The sequence below is a fragment of the Roseomonas genomospecies 6 genome (assembly GCF_008365375.1).
Lineage (GTDB): Bacteria > Pseudomonadota > Alphaproteobacteria > Azospirillales > Azospirillaceae > Azospirillum.
Map to the genome: position 1 here is coordinate 1 of NZ_QOKW01000030.1, position 13,751 is coordinate 13,751.

The 13,751-nt window shown below is 70.4% G+C and carries 13 protein-coding genes; 7 read left to right on the forward strand and 6 right to left on the reverse strand.

All coding sequences use genetic code 11. The features are described from left to right. Window positions 1–165: 165 nt before the first annotated feature. Complete coding sequence (locus DS843_RS25850) at window positions 166–2,013, reverse strand: bifunctional diguanylate cyclase/phosphodiesterase (protein ID WP_286192324.1); 1,848 nt, start codon at window positions 2,011–2,013, stop codon at window positions 166–168. 184 nt (window positions 2,014–2,197) lie between these two features. Here DS843_RS25850 and DS843_RS25855 point away from each other — a divergent pair, with 184 nt between their 5' ends. Continuing rightward, window positions 2,198–3,760, forward strand: coding sequence for an ATP-binding protein (locus DS843_RS25855; protein WP_149471706.1), 1,563 nt, complete (start codon window positions 2,198–2,200; stop codon window positions 3,758–3,760). Between the two features lie 6 nt (window positions 3,761–3,766). Here DS843_RS25855 and DS843_RS25860 read toward each other — a convergent pair whose 3' ends face one another. Continuing rightward, window positions 3,767–4,174 carry a hypothetical protein gene (locus DS843_RS25860; protein WP_149471707.1) on the reverse strand — a complete coding sequence of 136 codons (408 nt, stop codon included), beginning with the start codon at window positions 4,172–4,174 and terminating at the stop codon, window positions 3,767–3,769. Between the two features lie 45 nt (window positions 4,175–4,219). Between DS843_RS25860 and DS843_RS25865 the strand changes: the two genes are divergently transcribed. Continuing rightward, a complete protein-coding gene (locus tag DS843_RS25865) occupies window positions 4,220–6,085 on the forward strand; it encodes a tetratricopeptide repeat protein (protein ID WP_149471708.1) in 1,866 nt (621 codons plus the stop codon). Window positions 6,086–6,092: 7 nt separating this feature from the next. Here the strand turns inward: DS843_RS25865 and DS843_RS25870 are convergent, their stop codons facing one another. Together DS843_RS25870 and DS843_RS31385 are read right to left on the reverse strand one after the other, a co-directional pair. Then, a complete protein-coding gene (locus DS843_RS25870; RefSeq protein ID WP_149471709.1) occupies window positions 6,093–6,314 on the reverse strand; it encodes a hypothetical protein in 222 nt (73 codons plus the stop codon). Window positions 6,315–6,400: 86 nt separating this feature from the next. Then, on the reverse strand, window positions 6,401–6,559 hold the full coding sequence (locus tag DS843_RS31385; protein ID WP_167525468.1) for a hypothetical protein: 159 nt from the start codon (window positions 6,557–6,559) through the stop codon (window positions 6,401–6,403). Between the two features lie 202 nt (window positions 6,560–6,761). On the opposite strand from DS843_RS31385, the gene DS843_RS25875 reads away from it, so the two are divergent. The 5 genes from DS843_RS25875 (at window position 6,762) to DS843_RS25895 (ending at window position 12,180) form a co-directional block, all read left to right on the forward strand. Next, on the forward strand, window positions 6,762–8,357 hold the full coding sequence (locus tag DS843_RS25875; protein ID WP_149471710.1) for an ABC transporter substrate-binding protein: 1,596 nt from the start codon (window positions 6,762–6,764) through the stop codon (window positions 8,355–8,357). Between the two features lie 263 nt (window positions 8,358–8,620). Further along, window positions 8,621–9,640 carry an ABC transporter permease gene (locus DS843_RS25880; protein WP_149471711.1) on the forward strand — a complete coding sequence of 340 codons (1,020 nt, stop codon included), beginning with the start codon at window positions 8,621–8,623 and terminating at the stop codon, window positions 9,638–9,640. 8 nt (window positions 9,641–9,648) lie between these two features. Beyond that, window positions 9,649–10,560 carry a nickel transporter permease gene (gene nikC / locus DS843_RS25885; protein ID WP_208852327.1) on the forward strand — a complete coding sequence of 304 codons (912 nt, stop codon included), beginning with the start codon at window positions 9,649–9,651 and terminating at the stop codon, window positions 10,558–10,560. Then, complete coding sequence (locus DS843_RS25890; RefSeq protein WP_149471713.1) at window positions 10,557–11,399, forward strand: ABC transporter ATP-binding protein; 843 nt, start codon at window positions 10,557–10,559, stop codon at window positions 11,397–11,399. The genes nikC and DS843_RS25890 overlap by 4 nt, the downstream gene beginning before the upstream one ends. Window positions 11,400–11,412: 13 nt before the next feature. Further along, the gene (locus tag DS843_RS25895; protein WP_475849392.1) at window positions 11,413–12,180 is read left to right on the forward strand and encodes an ATP-binding cassette domain-containing protein; all 768 of its coding nucleotides are present in this window, start codon (window positions 11,413–11,415) and stop codon (window positions 12,178–12,180) included. A 4-nt stretch (window positions 12,181–12,184) separates the two neighbouring features. Here DS843_RS25895 and DS843_RS25900 read toward each other — a convergent pair whose 3' ends face one another. Together DS843_RS25900 and DS843_RS25905 are read right to left on the reverse strand one after the other, a co-directional pair. After that, the gene (locus DS843_RS25900; protein ID WP_149471715.1) at window positions 12,185–12,700 is read right to left on the reverse strand and encodes a MarR family winged helix-turn-helix transcriptional regulator; all 516 of its coding nucleotides are present in this window, start codon (window positions 12,698–12,700) and stop codon (window positions 12,185–12,187) included. Window positions 12,701–12,811: 111 nt separating this feature from the next. Further along, window positions 12,812–13,723 carry a DMT family transporter gene (locus DS843_RS25905; protein WP_149471716.1) on the reverse strand — a complete coding sequence of 304 codons (912 nt, stop codon included), beginning with the start codon at window positions 13,721–13,723 and terminating at the stop codon, window positions 12,812–12,814. Between the last annotated feature and the right edge of the window lie 28 nt (window positions 13,724–13,751).

Below are 13,751 nucleotides of genomic sequence, written 5' to 3' on the forward strand. Positions count from 1 at the left end.
GGTCACGAACCTCTCGGAAAATTTCCATGAGAGAGAGCATCGCGCGTCTCCTGAAGAAAAAGGCCAAAGCGACCGCTTCCTTCAGGTCAACAGACGCAACCTGCTTTACTCAGATGCGATAGCCCTGGCGCAACGGGGGAGGGGATTGAACGGAGCAGGCGGGGGTCAGGGGAGGCGGACGGTGCAGATCTTCTCGGGGTTTTCCTTGGCGGCGGCCTTGTGGGCGGCGATGGCGGTGTTGATCGCGTCGGGGGTCAGGCGATGCGGTCCGGGGGCCACCACCACGGCGACGCCGCTGGCCGACAGCAGCGGAAAATGCCGCACCGCGCCGTAGCGGTCCTGGCCCTGGAAACAGCCGGCCTCCCGGGCCTCCGGATCGTAGAGGCTTTCCGCGTCCGAACGGAATTGAGCCACCAGCTCCGCCACATGGGCGAGCGCGTCGGCTTCCTCGGCGCCACTGAGTGCGACGAAGAAGTCGTCGCCGCCGATGTGGCCGGCGAAGCCGCCGTTGCCCGACGCCCAGGCCTTCAGCCGTTCGCTGAACATCAGGATCGCCCGGTCGCCCTGGCGGAAGCCGAACCGGTCGTTGAAGGGCTTGAAGTTGTCGAAGTCGAGATAGGCCAGCACATGCCCACGGTCCTGCTCCTGAAGGGCGCGTTCGATGTGGCGCACGATGGCGGCGTTGCCGGGCAGGCGGGTCAGCGGGTTCTGGTCCGCGGCCATGGCGAGGTTGCGCTCGTGCACCAGCCGGATCAGCGCGCCGCTGGACAGGAAGCCGGCATACTCCCCGCCTTCGATGATGATGATTCCGTCGCTCGCCTCCTCCGCCGAGAAGGCCTCGATCACCTGGTCGAGCGGCGTGGAGATGTCGCAGACGGGGCTTTTCACCACCAGTTCCATCAGCGTGTCGCCCAGCCCGCGGTTGCGCAGCAGTTCGCTGCCGAAACGGGAATAGACGTAGCGCTTCAGGTCACGCTCCCGGATCAGCCCCAGCGGGCGCCGCTGGCGGTCCACGATGGGGGCAATGGATGGGCTGCTGTCGCCGCGGAAATACTCCAGAAGCTCCGTCTTGGGGGAGGTCACGGCCAGCGGCGGCTGCCGCTCGATCACCTCGGACAGACGCAGGCGGGCCTCGTTCGGCTTGCGCCGGTCTTGGCGGTTCAACTCCTCCACGATGGCGTAGCGCTCGGGCACCGCGCGCAGGTCCAGGCTGGGCCGGGCGATCAGATAGCCCTGGGCGAAGTCGCAGCCGAGATCGCGGCAGGTGTGGAATTCCTTCTCCGTCTCCACCCCCTCGGCGATGATGAGGATGCCGAGCGCGTGGGCGTAGCCGACCAGCGCGTGGGCGATGGCCCGCTTGCGCGTGTCCTGGTCGATGCCGGCGACGAAGTAGCGGTCGATCTTCAGATAGTCGGGCTTCGATTCGTAGAGCAGCCGCAGACCGGCGAAGCCGACGCCGAAATCGTCCAGCGCCACCCCGATGCCCGCCTGGCGGTAACGGTCGATGGCCTGCTCGATGCTGTGGTCGGGGCGAAGCTCCCGCCGTTCGGAGATTTCCAGGCTGATGTTCAGCCGCCGGTCGGGCGTGCCGCCATCCTGCGTGAAGGGGGCCAGCGCGAAGGGGGGCAGCCAGGGGGAGCCGGCAACCCCGACCACCCGCGCGTCGATGTTCAGGAACAGCTTGGCGTCCTGCCAGTCGTCCAGCGCGCGGAAGGCCGCCGTGGCCTTGGCGTGCAGGGCGCATTCCACCTCGGCCAGCAGGCCCTGCATGCAGGCGGCGTCCAGCAGGTCGTTGGGGCTGGCGAAGGGGCTGCGGTCCAGCCCGCGCAGAAGCGCCTCCATCCCGTGGCAGCGCCCGGTGCGCATCTGCACGATGGGCTGGAAGGCGACCGACAGCCCGGCCAGCAGGTTGGACCATTCCGGCGGCAGCCCGGCCCGGTGGGCGCGTCCCGCCGGGGCGCCGCCGCCCTCCTCCATTTCCTGTGCTGGCACCGAGGCCATGGCTTCGTCCACCGCCGGCTGTCCATGTTCGTCGCGGGCAAGCCCATGTTGTAGCGGATGATCTTTTCGGTTTCGTGACAAAGGCAAGGCGCGTGCGCGGAGGGCGATCCAAAATGCCCTTCGCACCCCGGCCCCGCTTTGCGCTATAGGGGTGCGCTTCAACGCAGACGATGATGGATCTGGGGGGCGGCGGGGCATGAAGGTCGGCATCGACATGGGGGCGGCCATGACGGCTGGCGCGACGGGGGCGCCCGCGATGCTGGATCTGGAGGAACTGCTGGCGACCCGTCTGCTGGTGCAGGGCAATTCCGGTTCCGGCAAGTCGCACCTGCTGCGCCGCCTGATCGAGCAGAGCGCGCGTTGGGTCCAGCAGGCGGTGATCGACCCGGAAGGCGACTTCGTGACTCTGGCGGAGCGGTTCGGCCACATCGTGGTGGACGCCGACGAGCACAGCGAGGCCGCCCTGCAGAGCGTTGCCGCCCGCGTGCGCCAGCACCGCGTCTCCGTCGTCCTGAACCTGGAAGGGCTGGACGCGGAGATGCAGATGCGCCACGCCGCGGCCTTCCTGGGCGGGCTGTTCGACGCCGACCGCGACCATTGGTATCCCATGCTGGTGGTGGTGGACGAGGCGCAGCTCTTCGCCCCCTCCGCCGCCGGCGAGGTGTCGGACGAGGCGCGCAAGGTCTCGCTGGGCGCCATGACCAACCTGATGTGCCGCGGCCGCAAGCGCGGGCTGGCCGGGGTGATCGCGACGCAGCGCCTCGCCAAGCTCGCCAAGAACGTCGCGGCGGAGGCCTCCAACTTCCTGATGGGCCGCACCTTCCTCGACATCGACATGGCCCGCGCCGCCGACCTGCTGGGCATGGAGCGCCGCACGGCGGAGATGTTCCGCGACCTGGAGCGCGGGCATTTCATCGCGCTCGGCCCGGCCATCTCGCGCCGCCCGCTGCCGCTGCGCATCGGGGCGGTGGAGACGCAGGGCCGTGCCGGCAGCCCGAAGCTGATGCCGCTGCCCGACACCCCGCTGGAGGACGCGCGGGAGCTGATCTTCCAGCCGGGCGAGCCGGAGCCGCCACGCCTGCCGGTGCGCCGCCCCTCCACCAGCGCCAGCGCCGACCTGCTGGCCCGGCTGGCCCGCCCGCGCCCCCTGCCGGTGGAGCCGGAGACCGCGGACGCGGCGCCCGAGCTTCCCATGGAGGAGCCGGAAACCCCGGAACAGGCGGCGGAGCGCGAGGCCGCCTATGAGGCGGTCCTGCGCGAGGTGCTGGCCGATCCGGAGGCGCCCTACCGCTCCATCGCCGTGCTCTATCAGGACTTCCTGGTCCGCTGCCGCGCGCGGGAGGTGCGGGGGGACCTGCTGGAACTGCCGGCCTTCCGGCGGAAGCTGGCGGCGGCCCGCGCCGGGGCGGGGCAGGACACCGAAGAGAATCCCGCCTGGGAAAAGGCGACCCAGGTCGCGGCCACCCTGCCGGAGGACATCCAGGTCGTCTTCCTGCTGCTGGCCCGCGCGGCGCTGGACCATCTGCCCTGCCCGTCCGACGCCGACGTGGCCCGCGCCTGCGGCAGCCGGTCGCGCGGGCGGGCGCGGCGGCTGCTGACCTACATGGAGCAGCGGGGCTTCATCGCCACGCGCGGCGGGCTGGGCAACACGCGCAGCATCGCCCTGCCGGCGCTGGGCTGGGAAACGGCTCTGGGCGATCCGAACGCGGATGACGGGCCGAACGGTTCCGACGACGGCGGGCTGTTCGCCACCGCCTGAGTCCTATCACTCGTCGTCCGGCTCGACCCCGGTGGCGAGGGCGTGGGCCAGCCGACCGGCGGCGGCGACCGCGGCCATGGCCTCCTGCGCCTTGGCGGCGATGCGCCCGGTACCCTCCGGAGTCGGCTGGTAGAGAGACGGGTCGGGCAGGCGTTCGGCGAAGTCCCAGGCGCCGGTGGCGGGGTCCCAGACCTCGAAGACGTCGGGGTTGGGGCGCCGGGCGACCCAGGCGCGGGCGGCGTTGCCCTCGGCGCGGAAGCGCACCCCGAAGAAGCGGCTGGCCGCTATGGCCCCGATGGCCGCGGCCAGATCGGCGTCGGCATCCGGGAAGCGCTGCGTCAGAGCGGCGCGCAGGGCTTCCGCCAGGGCGCGGCGGTCGTCATGATGGGGAAGGCCGTCGGGATCGGTTCGCATGGCCCGCGATGGTAGAGGGACGGCGCGCCCCCGCAAACGGACGCGATGTCGCAAGCGCAGCCCGGAGTCGTCATGGTCAGCCTGTCCGAAGCCTACGCCATCGCCATCGGCCATCACCGGGCCGGACGGATGGGCGAGGCCGCCGGGATCTACCGGGCCATTCTCGACGCCGATCCGCGGCAGGCCGACGCGCTGCATCTGCTGGGCGTGCTGTCCGGCCAGATCGGGCGGACGGAGGACGCGCTGTCCCTGATCGCCCAGGCCATCGCCCTGGACCCGGAGGTGGCGGACTATCACGACAATCTGGGCAGCCTGCGCCGCACCGGCGGCGACGTGGCGCGTGCGGTCGGGCACCACGCGCGCGCCCTGGCGCTGGACCCGGCGCGGGCGAAGGCGGCCTTCAACCGGGGGCTGGCGCTGGGCGATCTGGGCCATGGGGATTTGGGCCGGGTCGAGGAGGCGCTGAGCTGTTTTCGTGCAGCCCTGCGGGTCGATCCCGGTTATGGGGCGGCGGCGCTGGCGGCGGGACGGCTGTTGGCCGGCGGGCCGGAGCCAGGGGTGATCCGTGGGGCGGCGGAGCGCTGGCTGGCCCACGCGCTGGCCCTGGCGCCGGACAGCGCCGATGCCTGGGGGGCTGTGGGCCGGGCGCGGCTGGCGGCGGGGGAGGCGGACGGGGCCGTGACGGGCTACGACCGGGCGGCGCGGCTAAGGCCGGGCGACGGGACGGCGCTGAGCAACCTCGCCATGGCGACCTTGCAGGCCAGCGGCGCCCTGCCGGAGTTTTCCCGCGCCGACCGCCCGGAGCCGACCTGGGCCGAACCGCTCGCCCGCGCCCTCGACCTGTTCCGGGAGGCGCTGGAGCGCGGGGCGGGCGAGGTCGCGGAGGCGGCGCTGTTCCGCACCGCCCTGCTGACCATCCATCGCGGCATGCTGGACGACGCGCGGCTGGAGCGGATCGCGCAACGGGCGCGGGACCGGCTGCGCCGCGTGCCGGGAGATGGAGCGGCGGCGGCCTGCATTGCCCATGACCTCTACCGGCGGGGGCGGTTGGTGGCCGCCTCGCGCCTCGCCCGGCGCCATCTCCGCGGCTGGCCGGGGGAGGCGGTCCGCGCCGATCCCCAGGCGGCGAAATGGCGGCAGGTCGATGCGCGCCCGGTCTTCCTGGACGCGCTCGCCGGGTATCGTCCGCGCATCGCAGAGGCGGGGGAGCGCTCGATGCCCGTCCCGCCCACGGCGGAGGGCGGGGCGATCCTGCTGGTCAGCGTCGATTCGGGTTATTGGCGGCGCTTCGGCGGATGGTTCCTGTCCCATGCCCTGAAGGACGAGACGGGCAACCGCGTGCATGTCCATGTCGTCAACCCCGGCGCGGAGGACCGCGCCGACCTGGACCGCCGCTGCGCCGCCCAGCCGGGGCGCCTGTCCTGGTCGATGGAGCGGATCGATCTGACCGCCCACGCGCCGGGGGCGGAGACGACCTATTACGCCTGCGCGCGCTTCCTCGTGGCCCTGGATCTTCTGGAGCGGACGGGGGCGCCGGTCTTCATCACCGACATCGACGCCCGCTGCACGGCGTCGCTCCCGCCGGACTTGCGGGACGGGGCGGGCTGGGACCTGACGATCATGCGTGACCGCCGCGCCCGCGGGCCGTTCGACGACATCATCGTCAGCTTCCTCGGCGTCGCGCCGACCGCGGCGGGGCGGGGGGTCCTCGGCCTCGTGTGCGCCTACATCGGCTGGTTCTTCGACCGGGGCGAGGCGGCCTGGACGCTGGATCAGGCGGCCCCCTACGCCGTGCTCCACGATTGGGCGCGGCGCGGGCGGGCGTTGCGGCTGCGGGAGCATGAATTCCTGCGCCTGCCCTGGTTCGATTTTCCAGTGAAGGATGAGGGGCCGGTGAAGGGGGAGGAGTGACGGGGCGCTACGCCGCCTGGACGCTGTTGTCCTTGCGCCGTGACAATTGCAACTGGCCGTCCAGGCACTTCACGTAGGTGGTCTTGCCGGCCTTCAGGTTGTCGCAGATGGTGACCAGCGCGCGGGGGATCGCCGCGAACTCCTTCGACCCGCGCGACTGCGTGTTGTAGGCGGCGAGGTGCTGGCGCAGCCCCTCCTTCGACACCGGTTTTCCGTCGTTCCCGATCATGGTCGTCCCCGCGCGTGTGGTCGTCGGTGGTGGTTACCGGCGGACGAGGCTACGCGGGCACGGCCCCGGACTCAACGCCCGCTGTCTCAACGTCCGGCGTCGGTCGCGGGACGGTCGTCCGGCTTTCCCCCGTCGCCGGTCCAGTCGTCGGTGATGTAGCGCTGCGCGTCGCTGATCTTCTCCACTTCCTCGCGGCTCGGCGGCTTGGGCACGCGCGACTGGCCGTTCTCGCGGTCCTGGTCCATGGGTCCTCCTTCGTTTCACCGGCATCGCTTTGCCAGTGATGTGGATGGAACGGCGAAGCCGGCAAGCCCGGCGCTATGACCGCCACCCGCTTGACAGACGAACCCGCGCCGCCGGATCATTCGGGCGTTAACCGGCAAGAATTCCAAAGAGAATTCGCCCCGTCCGGGGTCGCCACGGGATTTTGCAGGGAGTACGGGAACCATGAACACGCTCGCGCGCCGTCTTGCCGGTGCCGCCATCTTCTCGCTCGGCCTCGCGGCCACGCCGGTCCTGGCCGACACGCCGAAGGACACGCTGGTCATGGCCTGGCAGTTCGACGACATCGTGACGCTCGACCCCGGCGAGATCTTCGAACTGTCGGGGGCGGAGTACGGCGCCCAGGTCTATGACCGGCTGATCCGATTCGACGTCAACGACGTCAGCAAGATCCACGGGCAGGTGGCGGAAAGCTGGACCGTCTCCGACGACGGCAAGACCTTCACCTTCACCATCCGCGACGGGATCAAGTTCCACTCCGGCAACCCGCTGACGGCGGAGGACGTGGCCTGGTCCTTCCAGCGCGCCGTGAAGATGAACAAGGGGCCGGCCTTCATCCTGACCCAGTTCGGCCTGACGCCGGAGAACGTCGACCAGAAGGTCCGCGCCACCGACCCGCGCACCCTGGTGTTCGAGACGGACAAGGTCTACGCCCCCACCTTCGTCCTCTACTGCCTGACCGCCGACGTGTCCGGCGTGGTCGACTCCAAGCTGGTCAAGAGCAAGGAGGTCAACGGCGACTTCGGCGCCGCCTTCCTGAAGACCAACTCCGCCGGGTCCGGCCCCTTCATCCTGCGTCAGTGGAAGGCCAGCGAGCTTCTGTCGCTGGAAGCCAACGCCAACTACTGGGGCGGCGCCCCCGCGGTGAAGCGCGTGCTGATCCGCCACATCGCGGAGCCGGCGACCCAGCGCCTGCTGCTGGAGAAGGGCGACGTGGACGTGGCCCGCAACCTGAAGCCGGAGCAGTTCGAACCGCTGCGCGGCAACGACAAGATCCGCATCGTCCAGGCGCCCAAGGGCACGCTCTACTACTTCGCCCTGAACCAGAAGAACGAGGTCCTGGCCAAGCCCGACGTGCGCAAGGCGTTCAAGTACGCCGTGGATTACGACGGCATGGGCAAGACCATCATGAACGGGCTCGGCACCGTCCATCAGGCTTTCCTGCCCAAGGGCTTCCTCGGCGCGCTGGAGGAGAACCCCTACGGCTACGACCCGGCCAAGGCGAAGGAGCTTCTCAAGCAGGCCGGCTATCCGGACGGCATCACGGTGACCATGGACGTCCGCAACACCTCGCCCAGCATGGACATGGCCCAGGCCATCCAGGGCAGCGCGGCGGCGGCGGGCATCAAGATCAACCTGCTGCCGGCGGACGGCAAGCAGGTGGTCACCAAGTACCGCGCCCGCAACCACGAGGCGCTGCTGTACCAGTGGGGCGCCGACTATCAGGACCCGCACACCAACGCCGACACCTTCGCCGCCAACCCGGACAACGCCGACGACGCGAAGGCCAAGCCTCTCGCCTGGCGCAACGCCTGGGACATCCCTGAGCTGACCAAGAAGACCCTCGCCGCGGTCGAGGAGCGCGACGCCGGCAAGCGCGCCGCCATGTACCAGGAGCTTCAGCGCGAGGTGCTGGAGACGTCGCCCTTCATCATCATGTTCCAGCAGACCGAAGTGATCGCGGAGCGCAGCAACGTCGAAGGGCTGGTCTGGGGGCCGAGCTTCGACAGCAACTATTACTGGAAGGTCAGCAAGAAGTAGGGGCGCTGCATCATTCCCTCTCCCGCCTCTCGCGCCCGCATGCGGGCGCTGACGGCGTCAGGCGGCCTTTGGCCGCCGAGAGCTCCGGGAGAGGGGGGCCGCGAAGCGGGCGGGTGAGGGTAGCGCAAGGATCAAGGCACGATCCTCGGTGGCACCCTCACCCTTCCCGTGCTCCGCACGGGTCCCTTCCCTCTCCCGGGGCGGGAGAGGGACTTTGAACTCATTTCGGGTGAAACTTGGCCGCTATCTTGAAACGACCGGGGATGCCGGGGCGGCGCCATGTGGTGCGGGGGGCGGGGCTGCTCGTCTCCGTGGCGCTGACCTTCCTCGGGCTTCTGCTCGTCACCTTCCTGATCGGGCGCGTGGTGCCCATCGACCCGGTGATCGCCGTGGTCGGCGACCGCGTGTCCGCCGACACCTACGCCCGCGTCCGGCAGGAGCTGGGGCTGGACCTGCCGCTGTGGCAGCAGTTCCTGCGCTATGTCGGCGACGTGCTCCAGGGCGATTTCGGCACCTCGGTGCTGACCTCCCGCCCGGTGCTGGAGGACATCCTGCGCGTCTTCCCGGCGACGCTGGAGCTGGCGACCGCCGCGGTGATCGTCGGCGTGCTGCTGGGCATTCCGGCGGGGGTGATGGCCGCCGTCCACCAGGGGCGCTGGCCGGACCATCTGATCCGCGTGATCGGGCTGATCGGCCATTCGATTCCCGTCTTCTGGCTGGGGCTGATGGCGCTGCTGGTCTTCTACGCGCGGTTGGACCTCGCGCCGGGGCCGGGGCGGGTGGACGTCTTCTACGAAGGGCTGGTCGATCCGGTGACCGGCGTCGTCACGGTGGACGCCCTGCTGGCCGGCGAGACCGACGTGTTCTGGAACGCGCTGCATCACCTGATGCTGCCGGCGGGCATCCTCGGCCTCTACAGCGTGGCCTACATCGCGCGCATGACGCGCAGCTTCATGCTGGACCAGCTTCGCCAGGAATACATCACGACGGCCCGCGTGAAGGGCATGTCGGAAACGCGGGTGATCTGGCGCCACGCGCTGGGCAACATCGCGGTGCCGCTGACCACGGTGGTGGCTCTGTCCTACGCCTCGCTTCTGGAGGGGTCGGTTCTGACGGAGACGGTGTTCGCATGGCCGGGGCTGGGGCTGTACATCACCAACTCGCTGCTGTCGGCGGACATGAACGCGGTGCTGGGCGGCACGCTGGTGGTGGGGGCGGTCTTCATCGGCCTGAACCTGCTGTCCGACCTGCTGTACCGCCTGCTGGACCCGCGTGCGCGATGAGGGGCGCGATGACTGCACAGACGGAAAACGGGCTGCGGGCGTGGCTGACGGCGGAAACGCCGCGGTCACGCGGGCAGGCGCGGCTGGGCCGGGTCTATCTGGGCTGGCTGGCCTTCTCGCGCAACCGGCTGGCCATGATCGGGCTGGGCATCGTGCTGCTGCTGGTGCTGATGGCGGCGCTGGCCCCGCTGCTCGCCCCCTACGATCCCTACGCGCAGAACCTGTCGCAGCGGCTGCTGCCGCCCAGCGCGGCGCACTGGCTGGGAACCGACGCCTTCGGGCGGGACATCCTGTCGCGCATCCTCTACGGCTCCCGCCTGACGCTGATGATCGTCGCTCTGGTCGCGGTGACGGCGCCGGTCGCCGGGCTGCTGATCGGGACGGTGGCGGGCTATCTCGGCGGCTGGGTGGACGCGGCGCTGATGCGCGTCACCGACATCTTCCTGGCCTTCCCGAAGCTGATCCTGGCGCTGGCCTTCGTCTCCGCTCTGGGGCCGGGCATCGAGAACGCCATCATCGCCATCGCGATCACGAGCTGGCCGCCCTACGCCCGCATCGCGCGGGCCGAGACGATCACCATCCGCAAGAGCGACTTCATCAGCGCCGTCCGGCTCCAGGGCGCCTCGACGCCGCGGATCATCCTCGGCCATGTCGTGCCGCTCTGCTCCTCCTCGCTGATCGTGCGGGTGACGCTGGACATGGCGGGGATCATCCTGACGGCGGCGGGGCTGGGCTTCCTCGGCCTCGGCGCGCAGCCGCCCGCGCCGGAATGGGGCGCGATGATCGCCACCGGGCGCCAGTATGTGCTGGAGCAATGGTGGGTCGCCACCATGCCCGGCATCGCCATCTTCGTGGTCAGCCTGGGTTTCAACCTGCTGGGCGACGGCCTGCGCGACGTTCTGGACCCGAAAGGCAAATGAGCGAGACACCCTTGCTGGAGGTCGAGAACCTCCGCATCTCCTTCCCCACCCGGACAGGCGTGACGCAGGCCGTGCGCGGCGTCTCCTTCACCGTGGGGCGGGAAAAGCTGGGCATCGTCGGCGAGTCCGGCTCCGGCAAGTCGATGACCGGGCGGGCCATCCTGCGGCTGGTCCCGCCGCCCGGCCTCGTCACCGCCGACAAACTGTCCTTCCAGGGCGAGGACCTGCTGACCCTGCCGGAGAAGCGGCTGCGCGGCATCCGCGGGCGGCGCATCTCCATGGTCATGCAGGACCCGAAATTCTCGCTGAACCCGGTGATGACCATCGGCGCCCAGATCGCCGAGGCCTACCGCGTCCATTCCAGCGCCGGCAAGGCGGAGGCGAAGCGGCGCGCGCTGGAGATGCTGGAGGCCGTGCGCATCCGCAACCCGGAGCGGGTCTACGGCCTCTATCCGCACGAGGTGTCGGGCGGCATGGGCCAGCGCATCATGATCGCCATGATGCTGATCCCCAACCCCGACCTGCTGATCGCCGACGAGCCGACCTCGGCGCTCGACGTGACGGTGCAGATGCAGGTGTTGGCGATCATGGACGAGCTGTGCTCCAGCCGCGGCATGGGGATGATCTTCGTCAGCCACGACCTGAACCTCGTGGCGTCCTTCTGCGACCGCATCCTCATCATGTATGCCGGGCGCGTCGTGGAGACCTGCCGCGCGTCGGAGCTGCACGCAGCGAAACACCCCTACACCCGCGGCCTGCTCGACAGCCTGCCGCGCCTGGACGACACGCGGGCGGAACTGCCGGTGCTGGCGCGCGACCCGTCCTGGCTGGAGGGCTGAGGCCTTGATCGACGTGAAGGATCTGCGCGTCACCTTCGGCCATGGGGCCGACACCGTGGCCGCCGTGCAGGGGGTGTCCTTCCATGTGCGGGAGGGCGAGAGCTTCGGGCTGGTGGGCGAGTCCGGGTCGGGCAAGTCCACCGTGCTGCGCGCCGTCGTCGGGCTGAACCACGACTGGACCGGCGCCATCGCCGTGGCCGGTGCGGCGCAAAGCCGTCGCCGCGAGAAGGGCTTCTTCAAGTCCTGCCAGATGGTCTTCCAGGACCCCTACGGTTCGCTGCACCCGCGCCACACCATCGACCGCATCCTGGCCGAGCCCATCGCCATCCATGGCTTGCGCGACGCCGACGCGCGGATCGACCGGGTGCTGCGCGACGTCGGTCTGGGGCCGCAGTTCCGTTTCCGCTACCCGCACCAGCTTTCCGGCGGGCAGCGCCAGCGCGTCGCCATCGCCCGCGCGCTGGTGCTGGAGCCCCGCGTGCTTCTGCTGGACGAGCCGACCTCGGCGCTCGACGTGTCGGTGCAGGCCGAAATCCTCAACCTGCTGAAGCGGCTGCGGGCGGAGCACGCGCTGACCTACGTTCTGGTCAGCCACAATCTGGCGGTCGTCGCCACCATGTGCGACCGGCTGGCGGTGATGAACCGGGGCCGCATCGTCGAGGAGATGGAGGTGGAGGCCCTGCGCCGGGGCGCCGCTCGGGAGGACTACACGCGGCAGCTCCTGCGCGCCAGCCAGGGCTACGACCGCGCGGCGGCGGATAGCTTCAAGGACTTCGCGTGAACGGTCACCCCGCTTCCGGGGGAGTCGGAGTGGGGCGGGCGGCCAGAGCGTCGGCCTGGGTCTGGAGCTTGGCCAGCAGCCGGTCGAGCTGCCCCATCTCCTCATCCGACAGGGCGCCGGTCAGCTCCCGCTCGTAGGCCAGCGCGAGGGGGACGATCTCCGTGTAGATCGCCATGGCCTTTGGCGTCAGGGTCAGTTGCGCCTTGCGGCGGTCGGTGGCGCCCGATTCGCGCAGGATCAGGGCCGAATCCAGCATCCGGCTGATGGCCCGGCTGACCTGCACCTTGTCCATGGCCGTGCGCTGGGCGATCTCCCCCGCGCTCAGCGTCTCGCCGCCGCCCAGAACGGCGATGACCCGCCATTCCGGGATCGTGATGCCGAACCGCTTCTCGTACAGCTTCGCCACCGTGTGGCTGACCGTGTTGGAGAGCACCGACAGGCGGTAGGGCAGAAAGCGGGTCAGATGGAGCACCGGCGCTGCGGGATCGGCGCCGGGACGCTTGCGGCGGGGGGTGGCCATGGGGTGTCGCGCCTTGTCGGAATGCGGGAATGTCGGAATGCGGGAACCGGAAGCCGGTTTCTCCATCCTGCCCCTGAAATTCCTTGGCGCAACAGTTTCAGACAAAAATTTTCAGCGGTTGACGATCAGGGCAACTCCCAGCACCGCGACGATGGCGCCCGCCCAGGCCCCGGACCCCGGACGCTGGCGGGTCCAGGCCCACAGCATCGGCAGGATCAGCACCGGGCTGGTGGCCGACAGGGTGGCGACCACGCCCGCGTTGCCGTGCGCCAGCCCGATCAGCAGAAGCGTCATGCCCAGCCCCAGCCCGACGAAGCCGTTCACCGCCACCTGGGCGAGGATGCGCGGCGTCAGCCCGGCGCCGAAGCCGAAGCGCTGGCCCGGCAGCAGCCCGCCCGCGAACAGCAGCAGGCCCGACGTTCCGACGCGCACCGCCGCCGCGGCGATGGGGTCGGCGCCCGCCGCCATGACCGGACGGGCGATGACCGAGCCGGCGGCCTGGCAGCAGGCCGCGATCAGGCAGGCGCCGACGCCGATCAGCAGGCGGCCCCGCACCGATTCCCAGTCGTGGGGGACGCCGCCGTTGCCGTTCGCGGCGGGGCTGGCGCGGAAGAAGATCGCCAGCATCACCCCGGCGGTGACCAGCGCGATTCCCACGGCGGTCCACGGCCCCAGCGCCTCCCCCAGCACGGCCCAGGCGAGCAGCGCGGTGATCGGCGCGTTGGTGGCGTAGATGACCGAGTTGCGGCGCGGCCCGATGCGCCCCAGCGCCCAGAACAGGGCGGTGTCGCCCATCACGATGCCGACCGCGCCGGACAGCGCGAGGATCGCGGCCCCGTGCAGGTCGAGCGTCTGCCAGCCGCCAAGCAGGGTCGCGGCCAGCGCCATGCCGACGAAGACGATGCTCATGCGCAGGCGGTTGAAGGCGACCGACCCGATGGCGCGCACGGGGCCGACGGCGATCAGCCCGCTGGCCGCCCAGCAGAGCGCGGCCCCCAGGGCGGCGAGGTTGGCGGTCAGCATGACGGGAGCTTCGAAAGGGCAGGGTGGG